Below are 21,903 nucleotides of genomic sequence, written 5' to 3'. Positions count from 1 at the left end.
CGGCCGACTCGTCATCCGTGCTGCGGGTCCCACCCGTCGGATCTCGGCGCCCAGCCGAGTTCCGGACCCAGCCGCTCGGCGATGTCCGTGATGATCTGGGCGTAGTCGTCGGGCTCGAACGAGAACGGGAGCGCGAAGGCGACCTCGGTGACCGCCTGGTAGCCGACGTCGGCACGGAGCCGGTCCGCGATCTCGGCCGACGTGCCCACCAGGTCGGCGGCGAAGAGCATCCCGGCGGGGCCCTGCGGCACGCCGACGCGACCCGAGCGGCTGTCGACGTAGGCGCGGTAGCGGGCCTCTTGCTCGGCGGTCGCGGTGTCGGTCGGGATGACGACCAGGCCCTGCGAGACGCGGGCGGCAGCGGGGTCGGGGTGGACGTCGAGGTAGGCGTCGATCTGAGCGCGCTGGTTCGTGGCGAAGTCGATGCCGTTCTCACTGCGGGTGACGCTCGAGGTGAGCAGGTGGAAGCCGTTCTCACCCGCCCACACGGCCGACTTCGTGCTGCCGGTGCCGTACCAGATCCGTTCGGCCAGGCCGGCGCTGTGCGGCTGGACGGTGCTCGCGAACTCCTCGATGCCGCGGCGTTCGACGGTCTCGGTGGCCGTCACCGGGTCACCGCGCACCAGGTCGCGGAAGCGCAGGAGGCGGTCGTTGCCGAGGTCCTCGTGCTCCAGGGTGTCGGGGTAGATCGCGTCGCGGTACAGGTCGAAGTTCATCGGGGTGCCGACCGAGAACCCGGGGTTCAGGCGGCCGCCGAGCAGGACGTCGACCGTGCTGAGGTCCTCCGCGAGGCGGAACGGGTTCTCCGCGCCGATCGGGGTGACGGCGGTGCCGAGGTCGATGCGCGAGGTGCGCTGCGAGGCGGCGGCCAGCAGCGCGACAGGGGAGGAGATGCCGTGCTGCAGGTGCCGGTGGCGCAGCCAGGCGCTGTCGAAGCCCAGGGCCTCGGCGCGCTCGATCACGCGCAGGGTGTCCTCGTGGCCCTCGGACGGTCGTGCGGGGTCGAACGACCCGATCGTCAGGAAGCCGAGCCGGTGCAGGGGAGTTCCGTCGAGGGGCATGGGTCGATCGTGCCAGATGCGTCGTGCCGTTCGTCCGTTGATGACCGTTCCGCAGCCGCCGGCTCAGGCACCGGTCTCCTTGATCAGGGCCTCGACGTTGTTGCCGTCCGGGTCGGACACGAACGCGGTGTACGCGCCGTACTCCGGCCAGTAGCGCGGCTCGTGCCGTGACACCCCGCCGGCGGCGACGGCTTCGCGGTGGAAGGCGTCGACCTCGCTCCGTGACCCGGCCTCGAACGCCAGGTGGAGTCCGCGCGTCGTCGCCTCGGGGGTCCGGGCGGTCTCGAGCGAGACGCTCGGGGTGTCGTCCCCGTGCTGCCAGAACTCGGCGACGGCGTCCGTGCGGTAGCCCGCTCCGATGCCGAGGGGCGCGAGGGCGGCGGTGTAGAACGCGTCGCTCGCGGCGAAGTCGCTGGCGAAGACGCCCAGGTGGTGGATGAGGTGACGACCCGGCATGGGACGACCCTAGGCCGCCGTCACGGCATCCGTCCGGGCAGCGTCCCGGTCCCGCTGGCAGGCTGGATCCGTGCACATCACCCTGGACTCCGCGACCGACATCGTCATCTCCGGCATCCGTTTCCCGGAGGGGAACCGCTGGCACGACGGGCGGCTCTGGTACTCGGACATGCACACCGGCGAGGTGTTCTCGGTCGACCCGTCCTCGACCGACGGCCCCCGGCTCGAGGCCACGGTCGACGGGCAGTCGTCGGGGCTCGGGTGGCTCGCCGACGGGCGGTTGATCGTCAGTTCGATGGAATCTCGCACGGTCGTCGCCGTCGACCCGGACGGCAGCACCTCGGTGTTCGCCGACCTGTCCACCATCGAGTCGTCGCTCGTGAACGACCTGGTCGTCGACGCCCAGACCGGCCGGACCTACATCGGTGCCTTCGGCTACGACCTGTACGCGGGCGAGGAACTGCGCCCCGGCCCGCTCTACGTGATCGACCCTGACGGCTCGGTCCGCCTCGCCGCCGAGGGCCTGGTGTTCCCGAACAGCGCCAACATCCTGCCCGGCACCCGGACCCTGGTGGTCAGCGAGACGTGGGGTGGGCGCCTCACCGCCTTCGACATCGAGGACGACGGCTCGCTGATCGGACGTCGCGAGTGGGCAGCCCTGCCCGGCGGTGTGACCCCGGACGGCAGCACCGTCGACCGTGACGGCGCGATCTGGGTCTGCTCGGTCGACACGGGGGAGTTCCTGCGGGTCGTCGAGGGCGGCGAGGTGACGGACCGCATCGACGCACCCGGGGACTGCGCGATCGACTGTGCGCTCGGTGGCGAGGACGGTCGCACCCTCTACCTGGCGACCGCCGACAGCTACGACCCGGCCGTGACGGCGCAGACGCGTGCCGGCCGGATCAGTTCGGTCCGGGTCGAGGTGCCGGGGTGGTGAACCCGAGCGACCTCGCCGAGGCGACACGTCGTGCGGAGTACCTCGTCGAGCACGGGCCGACCATGGGCGTCATGTCGCAGCAGGCGGGACTCGCCGCAATGTCGGTTCTCTGGGTGGCCGCCACTGCCCCCGCCGCCTTCCGGCTCACAACGCTGGTCTGGTTCCTCCTCGCCGTCGCCGGAACGGTCGTTTCGGTGGCCGCATGGGTCCGTGCTCGACGCCACCGCAGGCTGCTGCCCTACCTCGTCGAGACGCCGGAACAGCCGCTCGGCGCGCTCACCCCGGCGGAGCGCAAGTCCGTGACCCGACAGGTCGGCGGGCGGGCACCGGTGGCGCCCGAGGCCGTGCCGCTCGTGCGGGCGATGCTCGCGTGGCAGCGGCTGTCGACGCGGATGGCCATCACGCCCCTGATCGGTATGGGCCTGAGCCTCCTCGCCTTCGCGGGGTCCACACTGGCCACGCCGGGTCCGTGGCGCTGGCTGTTCGTCGTGCTGATCGTCTGTACTGCAGCGTTCGTCACCGTGCTGTCGATGATCGAGAAGCGGCGGCGTGAGCGGGTCGTGGCCGAGATCGATCGGGCAGGGGTGCCCGTCTCCTGACCTCGGGCACGTCGCCTTCACCGCGTTAGCGTGGTGCGGGGAGGCCGAGATGGACAGTCCGGGTTGGTGGGCGGCGATCGGGTGCGCCGTGCTCGTGCTCATCGTCGACGCGGCGATCTGGGGCATCGTGTCGATCGCTGCAGACGGCCTGGGGCGGAACCGCGCAGCGGGCATCCGGCTGCCGTCACTCATGCGGAGCGACGCGGCCTGGCGCGCTGGGCACCTCGCCGCGCACCGGGTCATGCGGCCGTTGCTGATCACGTCCGCGATCGTGGCGATCGTCTCCGTCCCGGCGCAGCTCACCCCGGTCCTCTACGTTGTGCTGCTCGGCCTGTCACTGGTGAGCACGCTGGCCGCGCTCGTCGCCGGTGCGGTGTCGGCGTCACGCGCTGCGAACAGCGTTCCTCGCGACGGGTGATCGGAGGGGTCATGCTGGTCTCGTGCAGCGAATCGGTCTGAAGGACCCTGAAGGCGTTCGGTTCGTCCCGCCCGTCGGATCTGGGACCGGCGTCCTTGTGCTCGCTGGGTCGAGCGGGCGGGTCGACGAGGACCGCGCGCGGGTCTTCGCCGGACTCGGGCACATCGCTGAGTCGATCCGGTGGTTCGGAGGAGCCGGCCAGCAACCGGGACCGTGGGCCGTCCCGCTCGAGCTCTTCCTCGCCCGCATCGACGAACTCGAGCGGAGCTGCGACCGTGTCTGGCTCGTCGGGACCTCCCTCGGCGCCGAGGCCGCGCTGGTCCTCGGCGCGCACCGCCCCTCGGTCGCGGGCGTCATCGCGTTCGCACCCACCGACGTGGTGTGGCCCTGGCCGGACGGCGGGGGCGTGGAACGATCGCACTGGACCCTCGACGGATCGCCACTGCCGCACGTGCCGTTGGCGTGGGACACCTGGCGGCGGGAAGAACCACCGCGCTTCCGATCGCTCTACGAGCGTTCGTTCGAGGCCGCCCCGGACCGGGTTCGGGCAGCGGCGGTACCCGTCGAGCGGATACAGCAGCTCGTCCTGATCGCCGGTGAGGACGACCAGGTCTGGCCGAGCGCCCAGAGCGCTCGCCGCATCGCAGCTCGGCGGGCCGCGGCCGGGCACACCACGACCGTGGTCGTCCATCGGGATGCAGGGCACCGGGTGGTCCTGCCGACCGAGCCAGTCGTGGTCGGTGGGACCGAGATGGCGCGCGGCGGTACCGCAGCCGCCGACGCTGCGCTCGGGGCGATGGCACTCGAGGCGATCCGGGCCGCCTTGGCCCTCGACTGCATCAGTCCCTCAAGCTGACCCGGGGGCCGCCCGCTGCCGCTCGGTGCGAGGTTGCACTCCTGGTGCGAGGCATCGAGGGTCGCACCAGGTGCGCAACCTCGCACCAGACGACACGGACGCCAGGCGACACGGACGCCAGACGACACGCGCACCAGACGACACGGACACCAGGCGACACGGACCCCGCGCCCCCGCGTCACCCGCACCCCTCCGGGTACGGCAGACTGCACGGACAAGCATCCAGGAGTGATCGTCATGTTCGTCGCCGCCATCGTCTTCCTCGTCATCGCGCTCGTCGCGCTCTTCTTCCGAACACGCACCTACTCCACCCCCGCACGCCCGGCCACACCCGGTCGCGAGGCACGCCCCGCCGTCCCGACCCGCCGCCCGAACCTCATCGCGACGTGGACCGCGGCCGCCGCCGGCGTCCTGTTCGTCGGCCTCACGCTCGGCAGCACCCTGTACGCGCAGGACACGGGTGAGTCGAAGGTGCAGGTGGACATCTCCGGCAACATCGTCGGGCAGAGCACGGACTCCGGGTTCCACTTCAAGGCGCCGTGGGCCACGCTGCACACGTTCAACATCCGCAACCAGACCGTCACCTACATCAACGCGGTCAACGGCTCCGACTCGGACAACAACGGCAACGTCCGCTCCGGCCCGTACGTCACGGTGCAGGACCAGGACGGCGTCTCGTCGAACGTCAGCCTCAACCTGCAGTACAGCATCGACGCGAAGTCGGTCACCGACATCTACCGGTCGTACAAGACCGAGGAGAACTTCAAGACGCAGTTCATCGGCAACTCGGTGCGCAGCGTCGTGCGCCAGGTGCCGAACGACTTCACCACCATCGAGCTCATCACCAAGCGCGGCACCGTCGAGAAGGCGATGATCCAGGCGCTCGAGAAGCGGTGGAAGGGCTCGGGCGTGCACGTCGACAACTTCGCCCTGCAGGAGATCACGCCGCCGAAGTCGGTCATCGACGCCTACGCCACCGCGCAGCAGGCGCAGATCCAGGTCACGAAGGAGCGCGCGCTCCTGGACGCCAAGAAGGTGCAGGCGCAGCAGCAGGTCGCCGAGGCACAGGGTCAGGCCGACGCCAACGAGGTCCTCAACGAGCACCCGCTCTCCGACGCCGCCCTCAAGCAGCGCGAGATCGAGGCGCTCAAGAGCGCCGGCGACAACGGCTCGCTCATCGTCGTGCCGCAGGGCACGGACAACATCCTCAGCCTGCCGGGGACCTCGGGTTCGAAGAGCAAGTAGCGCGCGCCGAGACGCCGCCCAGTCGCCGAGACGCCTCCGTTTTCGGAGGCGTCTCGCGCACGGGGCGGCGTCGGGAGAACACGACGGCGTCTTCCGGATCCGAGACGCGCACCGCGACGGACGGGAGGCACGGTGCCAGCTGGCACCGTGCCTCCTGTCCGTCGCGGTGGCGGGGTCCAGGGCCCCGCTCAGGCTGCGCCGTGACTGGCGCGGCTGCGCCGCGAGAGCGAGTCGATGATGACGGCCAGCAGCAGGACCGCGCCGGTGATCATGTAGCGGATCGACGAGTCGAGGCTCAGCAGGGTGAGCCCGTTCGAGATCGACTGGATCACGATGATGCCGAGCAGCGCCGACCAGGCGCTGCCACGGCCACCGAACAGGCTGGTCCCGCCGATGACGGCTGCGGCGATCGCGTTGAGGTTCGTGTCTCCGGCGCCGGAGGACAGGCTCGCCGAGTTGAGGCGGGCGGCGGCGAGGATGCCGCCGACGGTGGCGAAGAGCGAGGTCAGCATGAACACCGAGATGTAGATGCGGTTCACCCGGATGCCGGAGCGCCGTGCTGCCTCGACGTTGCCGCCGACCGCGAAGACCGAGCGGCCCCAGCGGGTGCGCTTGAGCACGAAGTTCATCAGCACGACCAGCACGACGAAGAACACGAACGAGGTGCCGGTGCCGAAGTCGCGCGACAGGTACCAGACCATCAGCGCGAGGCCGAGGAACAGGGCGACGGCCTTCACGACGGTCAGGGACATCGCTCCGGTCGACAGTCCGGCACGACGGCGACGGGCAGCACGGCGGACCTCAGTGAAGAAGAGGCCGCCGGCGGCCAGGACGGCCAGCAGGTACGCGAGCCACGGCGGCAGGTACGAGGCCGAGGCGAACTGCACGATCGGTGAGTCGTACGGCAGGTTGATCGAGCCGTTCGGCCCGAGGATGAGCAGCTGCAGCCCGAGGAACCCGAGCAGACCGGCGAGGGTGATGACGAAGCTCGGCACCCCGAAGCGGGTGAACAGCAGGCCGTAGAGCAGGCCTGCGGCGGCACCGACGGCCAGGGCGACGGTGAGCACGAGCCACAGCGGCCAGCCGAGCGTCGTGAGGCCCTGGCCGAGGATCGCGGCGGAGAGTCCGCTGACGCTTCCGACGGACAGGTCGATCTCGCCGAGCAGCAGCACGAGGACGATGCCGATCGCGATGGTGCCGACCGCGGCGCACTGCAGGGCGAGGTTGACCAGGTTGCCCGGGGACAGGAAGTCGGGGGAGAGCGCCTGGAACACCGCCCAGATGACGATGAGCCCGACGACCACCGGCAGCGAACCGATGTCACCGCCGCGCACGCGGCGGACGAACGCCTTCGCCGCGCCGCCGATCCCCTGGTCGCGCAGGAGCCGCTCGTCCTGCAGGTCCGCGGCCGAAGGAGTCGGGGTCGCTGCGGTGAGGGTCTCGTCGGTCTTGCTCATGCGGAGGTCTCCTGCTCGGTGCGGGCGGCGGCGCGACGGGTGACGGCGTTGTCGGTGGCACCGGTGATGGCCGCGATGATCTCCTCGTAGGAGACGTCGTCGATGCGGAAGGTGCCGTTGTTGCGGCCGAGTCGCAGGACCGCGACCCGGTCGGCGACCGCCTGCACGTCCGCGAGGTTGTGGCTGATGAGGACGACGCCGAGTCCGCGCTCGCGCAGGCGTTCGACGAGGTTCAGGACCTCGGCGGTCTGTGCGACACCGAGTGCGGCGGTGGGCTCGTCGAGGACGACCACCTGCGGGTCGCCGATCAGCGAGCGGGCGATCGCCACGGTCTGCCGCTGCCCACCGGACAGCGACGCGATCGGGATCCGTACCGACGGGATCCGGGCGGCGAGCTGCTGGAGGAGCTCCCACGATCGGCGCTCCATCTCCTCTTCGTCGAGGAACGGGTGGGCGATCTCGCGCCCGAGGAACAGGTTCGAGACCACGTCGAGGTTGTCGGCGAGGGCGAGGTCCTGGAACACCGTGGCGATGCCGAGGGTCTGGGCCGCCGCGGGGTTCGGGACGCTGACCTCGTCGCCGCCGAAGGTGATCGTGCCGCCGTCGGGCGTGTAGACCCCGGCGAGGATCTTCACGAACGTCGACTTGCCGGCGCCGTTGTCGCCGACGATGGCGACCACCTCGCCCGGGTATACGTCGAAGTCGATGTCGCTGAGGGCCTGGACGGCGCCGAACCGCTTGGTGATCCCGCGCAGGGACATCACCGGGTCGGCGGAGGGGTGTGCTGCTGGTGACGCGTTGCTCACGGGTGTCGTGCTCACGGGTGTCGTCCTCGATCGGTGAGGCCCGCCCGGTCCGCAGTCGGACCGGGCGGGCAGAGGGGGTCGGACCTACTTGATGCCGGCGCTGTCGCAGGCTGCCTTGTACTGCGCGGTGCAGATCTTCGACACCTCGTACAGGCCGTCCTTGACGACCGTCGACTGGACGTTGTCCGTGGTGACGGCGACCGGGTCGAGCAGCGTCGACTGGACGCTGGCGCCCCCGGCGGTGTCGACGGTGGTGTCGCCCTTCGGCGTCTCACCCTTCGCGAACTGGATCGCCAGGTCGGCGGCCTTCGACGCCTCGGGCTTGAAGGCCTTGTAGACGGTCATGTACTGCTCACCTGCGAGGATCCGCTGGATGCCCGCGAGCGAGGCGTCCTGCCCGGTGACGGGCGGGAGCTCGGTGACACCGGCCGACTTCAGGGCCGCGATGACGCCGCCGCCGGTGTCGTCGTTCGCCGCGTAGACGCCGGTGATCTCGTCCTTGCCGAGCTTGCTGATCTGGCCGGCTGCCCAGTCCTGCGCCTTGGCGGGGTCCCATCCGGGGGTGTCGTACTCGGCGAGCACCTTGTAGCCGCTGTCGTCGATGACCGAGTGCGCGCCCTTCTTGAACTGCGAGGCGTTGTTGTCGGTGGGGGAGCCGTTCACCATGATGATGCCCGAGCCCTCCGGGACCTTCTTCGCCTTGAGGGCGTCGACCAGGGCCTGGCCCTGCAGCTCACCGACCTTCTCGTTGTCGAACGAGATGTAGTAGCTCAGGTCGGGGCTGTTGATGAGCCGGTCGTAGGAGATCACCGGCACCTTCTTGGCCTTCGCCTGCTGGACGATGGACGCTGCGGCCTCGCCGTCGAACGGGTCGAGGACCAGGACCTTGACGCCCTGCGTGAGCATCGACTGGGCCTGCTGCAGCTGCTTCGACGCGTCGCCGTCGGCGTTCGCGTAGATGACCGAGCAGCCGCTGCACTGCTTCTTCACCTCGGCGGTGAAGAGCGGGCGGTCGGCGCTGGCGTAGCGGGCGGTGACGGAGTCGGGCAGGAGCAGGCCGATCTTGGCCTTCGACGCGTCCCCGCCGCCTCCGCCGGAACCGGTCCCGGCATCCGCGCCGTTGGAACAGCCCGCCAGGGTGGTGATCGCGAGCAGCAGGGCGCTGACGCCCAGCATCGCTCGTGTGGTGGATTTCTTCATTGAAACGTCCTCCAACAGTGGACCGCCCCCATCGGCGGTGCCCTGAGTGTGACAGCGAGCGTTCTTGGCTGCAAGAGTTGAACGCAAGGACCGCGCGCCGTGACGAAAACGTTATCCGGCGGGCGCGGGGCGCCCCGGCTCGCCCGCGCCTATCGTGCGCGCGTCACGTCGACGGCTTCGATCGCCAGGGCCAGCGCGCCGGTCACCGAGGCCTTCTCGCCGAGCTGCCCCTGCACCACGTCCGGCGTGCCGTCCACGTCGACGATCAACGAGGACTCGAGGGCGTGCCGCATCGGGCCGAGCAGGAGTTCCCCGGCCCGTGCGAACTCGCCCGTGACCACCACCCGCTCCGGGTCGAGGACGTTGCAGAGCCCCACCGCCGCCGCACCTATGGCCCGCCCGGCGTCGGCCACGGCGCGCATGCAGACCTGGTCGCCGCCCATCGCGCGCAGGATCAGGTCCGCCAGCTTGAGGGTGCCGACCTCGTCGCGGACGCCCTCGAGCACGGCGGGTGCGCCGGCGATCGCCTCGAGGCACCCGCGGTTGCCGCAACGGCACAGGGGTCCGTTCGGCAGGACGGGGGTGTGCCCGAACTCGCCGGCGATGCCGTGGTGCCCACGGAACAGGTGCCCGCCCAGCACGAGTCCGGCGCCGATGCCGTTGCCGACGTCGAGCGTCACCACGGTGTCGCGGCCGCGGGCCGCCCCGGTCCGGTGTTCCGCCAGGGCGGCGAGGTTGGCCGAGTTGTCGACCTGCACGGGCTTGTCCATCCGCCGGGCGAGCGACTGGCCGAGCGCGATGCCGTCCCAACCCCGCAGGATCCCGCCGCGCGCCGTCATCCCGGTGCGGGCGTCGATCGGGGCGGCCACGGCGAGGCCGACGGCGAGCACCTCGTCCATCGACGACTCGATGGACTCCACCATGTCCAGCACGAGCAGCGCGGTCTTGTCGAGCTCGGCGTCGGCGCGGTGGTCACGGGCCAGGGGCATGTGCCGCTCGGCCAGGACGGCGCCGTTCAGGTCCGACAGCGCCAGCCGCAGGTGCCGCGGCGAGACGTGCACCCCGGCGACCAGCCCGAGGCCGTGCGGCAGGGTCACGCGGAGCGCCCGACGGCCGCTCGAGGTGCTCGGCGTCGCGTGCAGGGCACCGGTCGCGACGAGTTCCTTGACGATGTTCGAGACGGTCGCGGGGGAGAGTCCGGTCACCCCGGCGAGCTCGACCTGCGTCAGCCCGCCGTGTCGCTTCACCGCGCTGACGACCCGGCCCCGGTTGGCTTCACGCAGTGAAGCTTGGTTTCCCGGACTGCGGCGCGGCTCTGACACGGGGACAGCGTAACGGGCGGGTCCGGAACGCTCGCCGTGACGGACTGGAGGCACGGTGGCAGCTGGCACCGCGCCTCCAGGCCGTGGGTGGTCGCGTCCACCGCCCGCACCCGTCGTCAGACGCGTTGCGCCGTCCGGTCGAGGCGCGGGGTCGGGACGCCCAGGGCGGCGGCGGTGCGCCGGACGTCCTCGAGGACCGCCAGGGGTTCCGCGGCGGTCGGGTCGTCGTGCGCGGCGAGGCTCGCCCGCGCGATCGGGACGAGCGCCGTGGCCGCGGCCACCACGGCCGCCGTCACCCCCGGGCGTCGGACGGGCAGCGCCGTGGAGCGGTGCCGAGCGAGGTCGACGCCCCGTGCCTGCAGGACCGGGAGGAGTTCCCGACCGATCAGGAACGCCTCGCGGAGCGCGTGTCCGTCCCCGACCATCGTCGCCAGGCCGCCGCTCTGCAGCGCCCGCGCGAACATGCCGGCGTCGAGCACGAAGTGCAGCCACAGCCACCCCCGGATGTCGTCCTCGTCCTGCACGGTGAACCCCGACTGCTGGAACACCGACCGCACCAGCTCCCGCCGATCCGGATCCGCGCCCGTCGTCCCGAGCCGGACCGAACGGAGGACGGCACCGTGCAGGACCCCGTCGGCGTCGAACCCGCCGCCGGCGCCCGGGAACCCGAACAGCACCCGGTCCGCGGCGAGCGGTGCGACCGCGGCGAGGGGTTCGTCCCACACGTTGCCGAGGACCAGCACCGTGGCGTCGCCGATGCGGGGCGCCAGGGTGGCCACGGCCTCCTGCAGTCGGTGGTGGCCGACGCTGAGGACGACGAGGTCGTAGGCGTCGTCCGTGTCGATCGACTCGACCAGTCGCGTCGGCGACGTCGATCGGATCCGCCGACCCAGGGGTCCGCGGCGGCCGTCGATGACGTCGGTCTGCACGCTGTTGCCGTACTCGGCAGCGCGCCCGGGCCGCACCAGGTGGTCGACCTGGTGCCCGGAGTGCTGGAAGGCCTGGCCGTAGATCGTGGCGATGACGCCCCGTCCGAGCATGAGGATCCGCATCAGGCACCTGTCCGCTAGTCTGGAGACGATCTCCACTTGGAAGATATGGAGATTGTTTCCACTTGTCAAGGAGGCTCCGTGCCGGTCGAGGAACCCCTGCCTGCCGCGAAGCCGATGCGCGCCGACGCCCGTCGGAACCGCGACGCGATCGTGGCCGCTGCCCGGACGGCGTTCGAGCGTGACGAGCAGCTGCGCTTCGACGACTTCGCCGGACGCGCCGGCGTCGGTGTCGGCACGCTCTACCGACACTTCCCGACGCGTGAAGCGCTGGCGGCGGCGGTCTACCGGGGCGAGGTCGACGTCCTCTGCCAGCGTGCTCGTGACTCGACGCGGCCAGCGGCTGAGAGCCTCGACGACTTCCTGCGCGGTTTCGTGGAGTACGTGGTCGACCACGCGGCGCTCGCCCGCACCCTCGCCGCCGTGGTCGACGCCACCACGCAGGCCGAGGGTGGGGGCGACCTGGAGCGGACACTCGCCGAGCTGATGGCGCGCGCGGCAGGTGACGGGACGATCCGGTCCGACGTCGCCCCCGGGACGGTGCTCATGCTGCTGCACGGCATCGGGGCCGGGATCGATCGCCCGGGGTGGGCGACGGAAGCCCGTGCTGCCGCCGACCTGGTCTCCCGAGGGCTCCGGGCCCGCTGATCCGTCAGCGCGGTCGCGCCACCGGAGTGGTGTGGGCGCGGAGCAGGACGGCCACACTCGCGGCCGCAGCCAGTACGACGAGTGACCACGCCACCGCGGCCACCGTGCCGGCGGGGTGGGCGACCGACTGTCCGACCGCGGCCTGCACGGTGAGGAGCACGGTGCCCGCCGCCCACGTGACCGCGACGACGACCACGATCCGGACCTGCGTGGTCGGGTGTGCCAGCCACGGCAGGTGCCGACCGGCGGCGGCGACGAGGAGTGCCACCAGCGGGAGCACCTGCAGGGCGTGCATGCCGACGAAGTGGGCGACCCGGTAGTCACCGCCGACGGTGCTCCACCCGAGCAGCGGCACCCCGGGGCCGCCGTCCGCGATCCCCACCGTGTGGGCGCCGACGATCCCGTCCGGGGCGGTGAGCTGGGTGGGGGTCGGGCCGGTCATCAGGAACGCGACCCCGATGCCGAGGAGCGCGATGACGGCACCGGCGCGGACGGCGACCGTCAGTGCCGGGGTGGGCAGGCGCAGGAAGAACAGTGCGATCGAGGTGACGAAGGTGGAGAGGTAGAGCGTCGTGATCGCGACCGCCATCACCGCCCACACCACCACGTGCACGCTGTTCGACACGTTGAAGTGACTCGTCGTGCCGGTCGCGGCGGCCCACACGATGAGCACCTGTTCGACCACCAGGGCCACGGCCACCACGGTGCCGAGTCGGCGAGCGAGCGTCCGCCACTTCGGCAGGTGGGCGATGAGCCACGCCCAGGTGACGGCGTAGAGCAGGATCGACAGCGAGAACTTCAGGGGCTTCATCCACGCCGGTGCCCCGAGGATGGTCCGGGGATCCACGACGAGTCCGACGAGACAGACCGCGGTGGACACGACCATCAGGCCGGCCACGGCCATGAGCGCCGGGTGCCACGCGACCGCTCGACGGACGGCGGCGATCACCGGGCCACGCTCCGGGCGTGCAGCAGGGCGGCGGCCACGACGTCGGCGGTGGGGGTCGGTTGCACGCCGAAGGTCTGCTCGAACGCTGACGAGTCGAAGACGTAGGGGTCGGTGTACTGGTACCGCAGCTCGAGCGTCTCCCGGGCGGACGTGGTGAAGAGCGCACCGACGCGCAGCGTGGCCGACGACATCACGGCGGTGTCGGCGGCGGGGACCCCGGCGAGCTCGACGTACTGCCGACCGGTCAGCGCCGGAGCGGTCGGCAGGTGCCAGGTCCGGCCCGTCGCACGGTCGTCGGTACCGAGGGTCACGAGCGCGTCGCCGATGTCGGTCGTGGCGGTGAGGGAGTGCGGTTGGTCGGCGTCGAGCAGCCAGGTCGGGCGTTTGCCGGCGGCGATCCGGTCGACGACGAAACCGTTGAACACGCTCGTCGTCGCGCCGGGGCCGGTGAAGTCGGCGCTCCGCCCGACGGTGACGGCCAGTCCGCGGTCGGCCGCGGTCCGCAGCTGCTCGAGGGCCGCCGCGCGCACCGCACCCTTCCGACCGGCGGGGTTGATCGGGGTCGCCTCGGTCATCGGCCCGGACACGCGGCCGTAGGCGTAGACGTTGTCGAGGTACACCAGGTGGGTGCCCTCGGCCAGTGCTGCTCCGACGGTGTTGTCGACGATCCTCGGCCACTGGTCCGCCCAGACCCCCGACGAGTACGGCAGGCCGGCGACGAGGTACGCGACGTCGGCGCCGTGCAGCACGCGGCGGACGGCGGTGGGGTCGAGCAGGTCGGCGATGACGTGGTCGGTGCGGGCGTTGCCGCTCTCGCTCTCGTTGTTGCCTGCCGTTGCTGTTGTCGACGGGCGCCGGCCGACGGACACGGCGTCGACGTCGTGCTCACGCAGTGCACGGAGTGTCTCGCGCCCGACGACACCGTTGCCGCCCAGGACGACGTGCAGCGGAGCGGTCATGCGCCGGCTTCGTCCGTGTCGGCGACGGGGAACAGGTCGTGGGTGGCGTCCTGCTGCGCCAGGCGCCGGAGTCCCGCGAAGAGCGGATCGCCGAGGACGGTCCCGATCACCATCAGCTCCGCCATCGCGGTCCGGCCGTCGCGGTGCTGCAGTGCTGCGACGTCGGCCCGTGCCGCGCTCGCCGCTGCCGACACGTAGGCGTCGAGGTAGTCGTCCGGAGCGTCGAACCCGATGGTGCGCAGTCCGTCGAGCGCCCGGGCCGCGGTCTCGAGTCCCGGGTTGTCCGACGTCGCGCACCAGCCGGCGGCCGACACCCGTTCCTCGATCCGGGCGCGGGCCTCCGGGGTCGCCTCGGACTCGGGGGAGCGCGGGGTGGTCATGGCGTACTGGGCGACGGCGAAGACCTCGGCCAGTGGTGCGGTCTCGGCGTCGAGCACGGCCAGGACCTGCTTCGTCACGGCGACCGAGAGCCCGCCGGTCTCCAGGAGTGCCCGGACGAGCCGGACTCGTTCGACGTGCCGGTCGTCGTAGGCGGTCTGGTTCGGCGCCGACTTCTCGCCGGGGGGCAGGAGGCCTTCGCGTTGGTAGTACTTGACGGCGGTGACCGGCGTGGACGCCGCTCGGGCAAGTTCAGATATTCGCACTATCGGAGAGTAGCAGTATCTGTTCTGCTGGACAAGTGCTCCGCGACCCTCATCGCCAGGTGAGGGTGTGTCAACCTGCCAGTCCGCCTGTGCCTCCGCGCAGACCGGCACGCGGGGCATTGTCATGTCATACTCAGCGAAGCAGCACGACCGGCCGTCGGCGGGTCCCTGCTCGCAGGGCTTCGTCTCCTGCACTTGCCGCTCCCAGCAGGTCGAGCACCACGTTCTCCGGTCGATGCGCCGCGCCCTTCCCCGGGCACGGCTGCCAGCAGCTCATCGAGCTGTCCGCCCGACGTGGTCGACGCAGATCCGACGTTCGACGTCGCAGAGAGCACACCATGAAGAAGATCATCACCGCCTCGATCATCGGCGCAGCGGGCGTCGCCCTCCTGCTCGGAGGCGCCGGCACCTTCGCGCTCTGGAACTCGAGCGCCGAGACCGCCGGGGGCACCATCGTCGCCGGCGCACTCTCGATCAAGCCGACCACACAGGCGGCGAGCTGGACCGTCAACGGTGGGTCGCCGCTCTCGACACTGGACGGCTACCCGATCGTGCCGGGCGACGTCGTCACCTACTCGCAGGACATGGTCGTCACCGCGAACGGCAAGGGCTTGAAGGCCACCCTGGCCGTGGACCCGGCATCGGTCGAGGCCACCTCGACGTCGGCTCCGGCAGACGTCGCACTGGCGAAGTACCTGTCGGCGAACGCGGTGCTCACCGCGTCCGGTGACGGGGTCTCCGGTGCCGCTGCGCCGTACACGGTGACCGGGCAGACCGGCTCGCAGCAGGACGTCCGCGTCGGCGTGACCATCGCCTTCCCGAAGAGCACCACCCCCGGTGTCGAGGACGGCACGCAGAACGGGTCGGTCGACCTCGACGCCATCGCCGTGACCCTGACCCAGGCATGAGCCGCCGGCGCCGAGGTGGCGCGATGACCGGATGGGCGACGGCGACGTTGCTCGCCGCCGCCGCGGTGGGGATCGTCGCGGTCGTCGCCGTCTCCACCGACGGCGGCACGTTCGCACTCCTCAGCGCCCGGTCCTCGACCGAGCCCGCGACGATCACCGCCGGGTCCGCGGACCTGTCGCTGAGCAGCCTCGCGCTGCCGTCCGCACCGCTGTACCCGGGAGCCACCGAGTTCGGCGTGGTCACCGCGACGAACACGGGCGACGTCCCCCTCGACCTCGGCATCGCGATGGGTCGTGCCGGCGCGGCGACGTCGGCTTCCGGCGTCCGCAGTGACCTGCGGGTGACCGTCGGTGTTGCGACGTCGGCGGCCGTGTGCCGGGCCGGCAGCGTGCGCCCCACGTGGTCCGGCACGCTCGACTCGACCTCGCCGATGTCCGCGGGCATCGCACTGCCCGCGGGCGCCGCCGTCGTCCTCTGCCTCGCCGTCGCGATTCCGGCCGACGCAGCCGCGTCGCAGCAGGGCCTCTCCACCGACTTCACCACGACCGTCAGCGGGACGCAGGCAGGATCATGACCGACCCCACGCCACGTCGACGCGTGCTCCTGCTCGGAGCGACGGCCGCCGCGGTCGTCGCGCTCGAGCTCGTGAGTGGCGGGACGGCGTGGGCCACGTGGACCGCCCCGGCACAGTCCGTCCGGGCTGCCGCGACGACCGGCTCCGTCTCGGTCGGCATCCGCGGGGTCGAGGACCTCGCCACCACGTACTCCTCGGCCGCGCTGTCCCACACGGCGCTCGTCACGGTCTCGAACTCGGGGTCCGTCCCCGCCACCACCTCGCTCTCGCTCGCAGCGACCGCCGGGTCAGCGGTGTCGAGCGCCGTCCGGGTCGACGTCTGGCAGTCCACGAACGCCAACCCCTGCTCCGGCGTTCCGTCGAGTGCCGCGGTCACCGGTTCGGGCACAACGATCGCACCCGTGGTCGCCACCCTCGCCGCCGGCGCGAGCCGTTCGACCTGTGTGCGGACGTCGGTCAGCCAGGGCCAGCGCTTCGACCTCTCCGGGGGCTCGACCACCCTCGACGCGACCGTCACCGCCCGCCAGGGCACCTGGACCGGCACGGCGCACGCCCGCGCGGCCCAGAGCGTCGCCGACACCGTCACGCCGTCCGTGCCGTCGAAGACCGCCGAGACCGACAGCAGCATCACGGTCACCTGGGCGGCGCCCGCGGACACCAGCGGCATCGGGTCCTACGCCGTGTACCGGGACGGCGTCCTGGTCAGCGTGACGTCGGCTTCCGTCCGGTCCTTCACCGACACCGGTCTGCAGGTCTCGAAGTACTACGCGTACACGGTGCGAGCGGTCGCCAGCGGAACGGGCGGCCACGCGTCGCCGTCGTCTCCCGGCATCCAGCACGCCACCGGGTGGTACACGTCGACGAGCCGGTACGTCCTGCGGAACGACGCAACCGGCACCTGCGTCGCGAGTGGTGGGTCGGCCTCCGGCTCGCCGATCACCACGACGTCCTGCACGACCAGCGCGACACAGACGTGGCGCTTCACGCCCGAGGACGCCTGGCTCCGGATCACGTCTCCGTCGAACCCGTCGCTGTACTGGGACGCCCCGAGTGACCGCTCCGCCCTGCTCCGTCCCGACAACGACATCAGCGCCCAGAAGTGGACGGCCGAAGCGGTCGGCGCGGGCAGTGGGCTCTTCCGGTTCCGCAACCGGAACGACCTCTGCCTGACGGCGTCGAACGGGTCCGCCACCACCAACCCGATGACCGTCGCCGACTGCAGCACGTCCGGACTCCAGCTGTTCTCCCTCCGGGCCACGTCGTGACGACCGCAGTGCCGCAGGCGAAGCCGGAGCTGGAGTCGCAGCCGCAGCCGCGGGGTGCCCGCTGGTCGAGCGCGCTCCGGCTGCTGGGGCAGACGGCCGCGGTCCTGCTCCTGATCGTCGTGGTCGGGCTCGCGGCGCTGGCGATCCTGGTGCCGCGGATCACCGGTTCGGTGCCGCTCACCGTGCTGACGAGCTCGATGGAGCCGGGGATGCCACCGGGCACGCTGGCGGTCGTCCGCCCGGTGGACCCCGCGGACATCGGTGTCGGCGACATCGTCACCTACCAGATCCGGGTCGACCGGCCCGGCGTGATCTCGCACCGGGTGGTCGCCGTCGCGATCGGGGCCGACGGCCGCCGCCTGTTCACGTTCAAGGGCGACAACAACTCCGCCGTCGATCCCGAACGGGTCGTCGCCGCGCAGGTCATGGGCCGGGTCTGGTACTCGATCCCCGGCCTGGGGTTCGTGAACACCGCCGTCGCGGGCGACGCGCGCGCCTGGCTCGTACCGACCCTGGGCGGCGTGATGATCGGCTACGCCCTGCTGCTGGTGATCCGATCGGTCGCCGTCAGCGGAGTCCGCGGAACGTCGCACGGACGTCGTCGACGAGCAGCTCCGGCTGTTCGAGCATCGCGAAGTGCCCGCCGCGCGCGACCTCGTTGAAGAACACCAGGTCGGTGTACCGGCGCGCTGCCCAGCGGCGCGACCGGCGGACGTACTCGCCCGGCATGATGCTCAGGCCGACGGGCAGGGTCAGCGGCTCCTCGACGGTGCCCGGGCTGGCCCAGCCGGTGCGGGTCGCCTCCCAGTAGATGCGCGCCGCGGACGCGGCGGTGTTCGGCAGCCAGTACAGCATCACGTCGTCGAGGATCTCGTCGAGCGGGAAGAGCCGCTCGACATCGCCGTGTTCGTCGTGCGAGCCGCCGACGTCCTGGAACATCGCGTAGATCCACGACGCCAGCCCGACGGGGGAGTCCGCCAACGAGTACCCGATGGTCTGTGGGCGGGTCGACATCTGCTGCGAGTAGGCCGACAGCTCCTGCCAGTAGTGGCCGCTCTCCTGCAGCATGACCTGTTCGTCGGGGGAGGCGTTCCGGGCCTCGTCGTCCGTCGGCATGAACAGCGCCATGTTGAGGTGGATCCCGGCGAGTCCGATGTCCCGGGCGGCCTGCAGGGCTGCGAGCTCCGCGGTGACGGTGGCGCCGAGGTCACCGCCCTGGGCGAACCAGTCCGTGTACCCGAGCCGGGACATCAGCACCGACCAGGCCCTCGCGGTCCGGGCGGTGTTCCACCCGGTGGTCGTCGGCTTCCCGGAGAAGCCGAACCCGGGCAGGCTCGGGATCACGACGTGGAACGCGTCCGCCGCGTCGCCGCCGTGCGCCACCGGGTCGGTGAGCGGGCCGATCGCGTGGCGGAACTCCAGGACGGAACCGGGCCAGCCGTGGGTGAGCAGGAGCGGGCGGGCACCGGGGACGGCGGACCGGACGTGCAGGAAGTGGATCTCGAGCCCGTCGATCCGGGTCGTGTGCTGGCCCCAGCCGTTCAGCAGTGCCTCGGTCCGGCGCCAGTCGTACTCCGTCGTCCAGTGTTCGACGAGGGCGCGGACCTTCTCGAGTCGGGGTCCCTGCGAGGTGTCCTCGACGGTTTCGGCATCGGGCCAGCGGGTCGCCAGCAGTCGGCGGCGCAGGTCGTCGAGCTCCGCCTGGGGGACGTCGAGGGTGAACGGGGTGATGGCTGCGGTGTCCGACATGGGGTCCTCGTTGCTCGGTGTCAGGGCGGCTGTCCGTCTTGATCGCAGATGATCTTTGCACAAGACGATCTTGTTCCGGTACGGTCTCCGGTATGGACAGTCCGACGCCGACCGATGCACTCCCCGAGATCGACTGGGGTGCCGAGGGCATCGAATCCGAACTCGGGTGGGCGCTGCCGCTGGCGCTCCAGGGCTTCACGCGGCTGGGCAGTGAGGCGGTCGCCGACGTGCCGGGTGGTCCCCGTGGCTACCAGGTGCTCGTCGCGACCACCACCGAGGAGCCGTCGTCGCAACTCGGACTCGCGCAGCGCCTCGGGATCGACAAGACCCAGATGACCTACATCGTCGACGCGCTCGAGGCGGGCGGGTTCGTCGAACGTCGCCCCGCCCCGACGGACCGGCGGGTGCGGCAGGTCCACCCCACCGACGCCGGCCGTGCCCTGCTCGCCCGGACACGGTCCGCCCTGCGCGGCGCCGAGGGCGTGCTCATGCGGCACCTCGACGACGACGAGCAGACGACGCTGCGCCGGCTGCTGGCCCGCGTCGCGCTCACCGCCGGGCTCGGCGCCGCCGGACCGGACCAGGCGGACCCCACGTTCCAACACCCCCTCGCCGTCCCGGAGCGATCCCGACGGCGCACCGCGACGACCACGTCGACCACCACTGCAGTGAGGCCCCGCCCATGACCACCACCATCCTCGTCGCCGGCGCCACCGGCGACCTCGGGCACCGCATCGTCCGCGAGCTCACCCAGCACGACGTGCGGGTCCGGGTCCTCACCCGGCCCGGCAGCAGGACCGCCGCAGAACGCTTCGGCGACGACGCCCGTGTCGACGTCGTCGCCGCCGAGTACGGCGACCACGACGCCCTGACCCGGGCCGTCAGCGGGGCCGACGTCGTGGTCTCCGCCGTGAGCGGGACACGTCCGGTGATCGTCGACGCCCAGCGCGCGCTGCTCGCGGCGACCGTGGCGGCGGGCGTCCGGCGGTTCATCCCGTCCGACTACTCGGCCGACTACCGGCGGATCGCACCAGGCACCAACCGCAACTTCGAGCTGCGGCGCGAGTTCGCCGCCGACCTCGACGCGGCCCCGGTGCAGGCGACCTCGATCCTGACCGGCATGTTCACCGACCTGCTGACCGGCGAGGCCCCGATGATCCTGTCCGGCCGTCGGCTCGTGCTGTTCTGGTCGTCGGCGGACCAGGTGCTCGATTTCACCACGAAGGACGACGTCGCCCGGGTCACGGCCCTCGCCGCCCTGGACGACGATGCTCCGCGGGTGATCGAGATGGCGGGCGACCAGGTCACCGCCCGCGACGTCGCACGCACCATGAGCGAGCTGACGGGGGAGCGCTTCCGGCTGCAGTGGGCCGGCACGACCGGGACCCTGTCCGCGATGAGCGCCGTCGGCCGGCGCCTGTCGAAGAACCCCGACGAGACGTTCCCGGCATGGCAGGGGATGCAGTACTTCGTGAGCATGTTCAGCGGGCAGGCGCAGCTGCACCACGTCGACAACGACCGCTACGGCGTGCAGTCGTGGACGAGTGTCCGTGACGTGCTCCGCGCACACCTCAGTGGGCAGGGCCACCCGGCGACGGACTGACGGGCGCGGTGTGCGGTCGTCGGCGGCGGAACAGGAACGCGAGCCCGACGACGACGGCCGGCACCAGCGCGAGCGCGGCGAGCCAGACGAGGACGTCCCACTCCGGTGAGAGCGGCACACCGAGCGCACTCGACGAGGTCCGCCAGACCTGGTTGCCGGGCCCCTCGTGCTCGTCGGCCCCGGCGACCGGGAACAGCAGCGCCGTCACGATCGTCCAGCCCACCAGCACAGCGACGGCGATCAGCGTCCACGGCCGCGGAGCGGACGGGGCGGACACCTGTGTCACCGGACCGCGGCACGCGAGCGCTCGGCCCGGGCGTCCCACCACGTCGCGACCAAGGCCGCTGCCCCCAGCGCGAGCCCGACGACGCCTGATCCGAGACACGGGATGAGGACGAGGCCGAGGCCGATGTTCGCGCCGCCGCCCTCCGGGCCGTAGAACGCGTCGTACATCAGGGCGCCGACGCCGAGGAACCCCACGGCGAGGAGCACGGTGCTGATCCAGTGGAGCGTGCGAGCTGTGGCCATGGTGGTCGTTCCCCTCGGGATTGCGGTTGACGAATCCTCGCACGGCCGTTCCACCGCACATTCCCGGAGCGGCATCAGTCCCTCGGCACGCGGCCAAACCGGACCGCCCGGACGATCCGCCACACGCAGACCGCGGGCACGACGGCGCCAGTGGCTCGACCATGCCGCACGCCGGACTGGAGGCCCGGTGCCAGCTGGCACCGGGCCTCCAGTCCGTCAGTGACCTGCGGGAGGTGGCGGTCAGGCGGTCAGCAACGTGTAGACCTTCGCGATGACATCGCCCTCGATGAAGCAGATGTCCATGCCGGACACGACGGGCGGTGCTCCGTCGGGGCCGAAGTGCCAGGCGAGGTACCCCATCCCGTGGTTCTCGTAGACCGGGCCGGCCGGCGAGAACACGAACCCGCGGGCCTCGTCGAGCAGGCGCTGCGCCTTGGCGTGCAGGGCCTCGTGGCCGGTGACGACCTCGTCAGGGTCCAGGAAGACGACGTCCGGGGCGTAGGTCCGCTCGATCGCGGCGCGGCGGCGCTCCGGGTCCCGTTCCCCGAACACCTCGAACAGGTTGGCGTGCATGAGCGATTCGAGCGGTTGCGACATCGTGGCTCCGTCGGTAGTCGGCTGTTCGGTCAAGTGTGCGGCAAACACGGGTTCGCTGCGACGGATCGTCGG

At 71.5% G+C, this 21,903-nt stretch carries 26 protein-coding genes; 12 read left to right on the top strand and 14 right to left on the bottom strand.

From position 1 onward, the window contains the following. Positions 1-11 precede the first annotated feature (11 nt). Together DEJ00_RS11285 and DEJ00_RS11280 are read right to left on the bottom strand one after the other, a co-directional pair. A complete protein-coding gene (locus DEJ00_RS11285; protein WP_111057408.1) occupies positions 12-1,061 on the bottom strand; it encodes an LLM class flavin-dependent oxidoreductase in 1,050 nt (349 codons plus the stop codon). A 63-nt stretch (positions 1,062-1,124) separates the two neighbouring features. Beyond that, positions 1,125-1,517 (bottom strand): VOC family protein, encoded by a 393-nt coding sequence (locus DEJ00_RS11280; RefSeq protein WP_111057407.1) that lies wholly within the window; start codon positions 1,515-1,517, stop codon positions 1,125-1,127. Between the two features lie 70 nt (positions 1,518-1,587). On the opposite strand from DEJ00_RS11280, the gene DEJ00_RS11275 reads away from it, so the two are divergent. The 5 genes from DEJ00_RS11275 (at position 1,588) to DEJ00_RS11255 (ending at position 5,572) form a co-directional block, all read left to right on the top strand. Further along, positions 1,588-2,454: an SMP-30/gluconolactonase/LRE family protein gene (locus DEJ00_RS11275; protein WP_111057406.1), complete on the top strand. Its 867-nt coding sequence runs from the start codon at positions 1,588-1,590 to the stop codon at positions 2,452-2,454. A 71-nt stretch (positions 2,455-2,525) separates the two neighbouring features. Continuing rightward, positions 2,526-3,053, top strand: a complete 528-nt coding sequence (locus tag DEJ00_RS11270; RefSeq protein WP_146247945.1) for a hypothetical protein — start codon at positions 2,526-2,528, stop codon at positions 3,051-3,053. 49 nt (positions 3,054-3,102) lie between these two features. Continuing rightward, positions 3,103-3,471: an SdpI family protein gene (locus DEJ00_RS11265; protein ID WP_111057404.1), complete on the top strand. Its 369-nt coding sequence runs from the start codon at positions 3,103-3,105 to the stop codon at positions 3,469-3,471. A gap of 97 nt (positions 3,472-3,568) precedes the next feature. Further along, complete coding sequence (locus DEJ00_RS11260; RefSeq protein WP_181440158.1) at positions 3,569-4,327, top strand: acyl-CoA thioester hydrolase/BAAT C-terminal domain-containing protein; 759 nt, start codon at positions 3,569-3,571, stop codon at positions 4,325-4,327. Between the two features lie 237 nt (positions 4,328-4,564). Further along, positions 4,565-5,572 carry an SPFH domain-containing protein gene (locus DEJ00_RS11255; RefSeq protein ID WP_214523964.1) on the top strand — a complete coding sequence of 336 codons (1,008 nt, stop codon included), beginning with the start codon at positions 4,565-4,567 and terminating at the stop codon, positions 5,570-5,572. Between the two features lie 188 nt (positions 5,573-5,760). Here the strand turns inward: DEJ00_RS11255 and DEJ00_RS11250 are convergent, their stop codons facing one another. From DEJ00_RS11250 to DEJ00_RS11230, 5 genes are all read right to left on the bottom strand, one after another. Then, the gene (locus DEJ00_RS11250; RefSeq protein ID WP_035807698.1) at positions 5,761-7,029 is read right to left on the bottom strand and encodes a sugar ABC transporter permease; all 1,269 of its coding nucleotides are present in this window, start codon (positions 7,027-7,029) and stop codon (positions 5,761-5,763) included. Beyond that, positions 7,026-7,790: an ATP-binding cassette domain-containing protein gene (locus DEJ00_RS11245; RefSeq protein WP_110864792.1), complete on the bottom strand. Its 765-nt coding sequence runs from the start codon at positions 7,788-7,790 to the stop codon at positions 7,026-7,028. The genes DEJ00_RS11250 and DEJ00_RS11245 overlap by 4 nt, the downstream gene beginning before the upstream one ends. A 129-nt stretch (positions 7,791-7,919) precedes the next feature. Beyond that, positions 7,920-9,035 (bottom strand): sugar ABC transporter substrate-binding protein, encoded by a 1,116-nt coding sequence (locus DEJ00_RS11240; RefSeq protein ID WP_071246748.1) that lies wholly within the window; start codon positions 9,033-9,035, stop codon positions 7,920-7,922. A 149-nt stretch (positions 9,036-9,184) separates the two neighbouring features. Further along, positions 9,185-10,357: an ROK family transcriptional regulator gene (locus DEJ00_RS11235; protein ID WP_111057402.1), complete on the bottom strand. Its 1,173-nt coding sequence runs from the start codon at positions 10,355-10,357 to the stop codon at positions 9,185-9,187. 116 nt (positions 10,358-10,473) lie between these two features. Next, entirely contained in the window at positions 10,474-11,409 is a 936-nt protein-coding gene (locus DEJ00_RS11230) for a ketopantoate reductase family protein (protein ID WP_111057401.1), read from the bottom strand. Between the two features lie 78 nt (positions 11,410-11,487). On the opposite strand from DEJ00_RS11230, the gene DEJ00_RS11225 reads away from it, so the two are divergent. Next, on the top strand, positions 11,488-12,054 hold the full coding sequence (locus DEJ00_RS11225) for a TetR/AcrR family transcriptional regulator (protein WP_083404335.1): 567 nt from the start codon (positions 11,488-11,490) through the stop codon (positions 12,052-12,054). A 4-nt stretch (positions 12,055-12,058) separates the two neighbouring features. Here DEJ00_RS11225 and DEJ00_RS11220 read toward each other — a convergent pair whose 3' ends face one another. From DEJ00_RS11220 to DEJ00_RS11210, 3 genes are read right to left on the bottom strand one after another with little or no spacing between them, the layout of a single operon-like run. Further along, a complete protein-coding gene (locus DEJ00_RS11220; protein WP_258373653.1) occupies positions 12,059-13,003 on the bottom strand; it encodes a hypothetical protein in 945 nt (314 codons plus the stop codon). Beyond that, positions 13,000-13,962 carry an NAD-dependent epimerase/dehydratase family protein gene (locus tag DEJ00_RS11215; RefSeq protein WP_111057400.1) on the bottom strand — a complete coding sequence of 321 codons (963 nt, stop codon included), beginning with the start codon at positions 13,960-13,962 and terminating at the stop codon, positions 13,000-13,002. Before DEJ00_RS11215 ends, DEJ00_RS11220 begins: the two co-directional genes overlap by 4 nt. Further along, positions 13,959-14,606, bottom strand: a complete 648-nt coding sequence (locus DEJ00_RS11210; protein ID WP_111057399.1) for a MerR family transcriptional regulator — start codon at positions 14,604-14,606, stop codon at positions 13,959-13,961. The genes DEJ00_RS11215 and DEJ00_RS11210 overlap by 4 nt, the downstream gene beginning before the upstream one ends. 338 nt (positions 14,607-14,944) lie before the next feature. On the opposite strand from DEJ00_RS11210, the gene DEJ00_RS11205 reads away from it, so the two are divergent. Genes DEJ00_RS11205 through DEJ00_RS11190 form a run of 4 tightly spaced genes read left to right on the top strand, consistent with a single transcriptional unit; the run spans position 14,945 to position 18,016 of the window. Next, positions 14,945-15,514, top strand: coding sequence for an alternate-type signal peptide domain-containing protein (locus DEJ00_RS11205; RefSeq protein WP_111033128.1), 570 nt, complete (start codon positions 14,945-14,947; stop codon positions 15,512-15,514). 23 nt (positions 15,515-15,537) lie between these two features. Then, positions 15,538-16,089 (top strand): hypothetical protein, encoded by a 552-nt coding sequence (locus tag DEJ00_RS11200; RefSeq protein ID WP_111057398.1) that lies wholly within the window; start codon positions 15,538-15,540, stop codon positions 16,087-16,089. Then, on the top strand, positions 16,086-17,354 hold the full coding sequence (locus DEJ00_RS11195; protein ID WP_111057397.1) for an RICIN domain-containing protein: 1,269 nt from the start codon (positions 16,086-16,088) through the stop codon (positions 17,352-17,354). The genes DEJ00_RS11200 and DEJ00_RS11195 overlap by 4 nt, the downstream gene beginning before the upstream one ends. After that, on the top strand, positions 17,351-18,016 hold the full coding sequence (locus DEJ00_RS11190) for a signal peptidase I (RefSeq protein ID WP_181440157.1): 666 nt from the start codon (positions 17,351-17,353) through the stop codon (positions 18,014-18,016). The genes DEJ00_RS11195 and DEJ00_RS11190 overlap by 4 nt, the downstream gene beginning before the upstream one ends. Here DEJ00_RS11190 and DEJ00_RS11185 read toward each other — a convergent pair. Then, the gene (locus DEJ00_RS11185; RefSeq protein WP_111057395.1) at positions 17,922-19,103 is read right to left on the bottom strand and encodes an epoxide hydrolase family protein; all 1,182 of its coding nucleotides are present in this window, start codon (positions 19,101-19,103) and stop codon (positions 17,922-17,924) included. The two genes, DEJ00_RS11190 and DEJ00_RS11185, sit on opposite strands and share 95 nt — an antisense overlap. A gap of 92 nt (positions 19,104-19,195) precedes the next feature. Between DEJ00_RS11185 and DEJ00_RS11180 the strand changes: the two genes are divergently transcribed. Both DEJ00_RS11180 and DEJ00_RS11175 read left to right on the top strand, forming a co-directional pair. After that, entirely contained in the window at positions 19,196-19,789 is a 594-nt protein-coding gene (locus tag DEJ00_RS11180; protein ID WP_111057394.1) for a MarR family winged helix-turn-helix transcriptional regulator, read from the top strand. Next, positions 19,786-20,706, top strand: coding sequence for an NmrA family NAD(P)-binding protein (locus tag DEJ00_RS11175; RefSeq protein WP_111057393.1), 921 nt, complete (start codon positions 19,786-19,788; stop codon positions 20,704-20,706). The genes DEJ00_RS11180 and DEJ00_RS11175 overlap by 4 nt, the downstream gene beginning before the upstream one ends. Here DEJ00_RS11175 and DEJ00_RS11170 read toward each other — a convergent pair. The 3 genes from DEJ00_RS11170 to DEJ00_RS11160 all read right to left on the bottom strand — a co-directional run bounded on the left by DEJ00_RS11170 (position 20,675) and on the right by DEJ00_RS11160 (position 21,831). Further along, a complete protein-coding gene (locus tag DEJ00_RS11170) occupies positions 20,675-20,983 on the bottom strand; it encodes a hypothetical protein (RefSeq protein WP_111057392.1) in 309 nt (102 codons plus the stop codon). The two genes, DEJ00_RS11175 and DEJ00_RS11170, sit on opposite strands and share 32 nt — an antisense overlap. A gap of 5 nt (positions 20,984-20,988) precedes the next feature. Continuing rightward, the gene (locus tag DEJ00_RS11165; protein ID WP_111057391.1) at positions 20,989-21,234 is read right to left on the bottom strand and encodes a hypothetical protein; all 246 of its coding nucleotides are present in this window, start codon (positions 21,232-21,234) and stop codon (positions 20,989-20,991) included. A 240-nt stretch (positions 21,235-21,474) separates the two neighbouring features. Beyond that, positions 21,475-21,831 carry a nuclear transport factor 2 family protein gene (locus DEJ00_RS11160; RefSeq protein ID WP_258373652.1) on the bottom strand — a complete coding sequence of 119 codons (357 nt, stop codon included), beginning with the start codon at positions 21,829-21,831 and terminating at the stop codon, positions 21,475-21,477. Between the last annotated feature and the right edge of the window lie 72 nt (positions 21,832-21,903).

The organism is Curtobacterium sp. MCLR17_039 (assembly GCF_003234745.1).
Lineage (GTDB): Bacteria > Actinomycetota > Actinomycetes > Actinomycetales > Microbacteriaceae > Curtobacterium > Curtobacterium flaccumfaciens.
The sequence above is the reverse complement of the archived record's forward strand: the minus strand, read 5'-3'. Positions and strand labels throughout refer to the sequence as shown.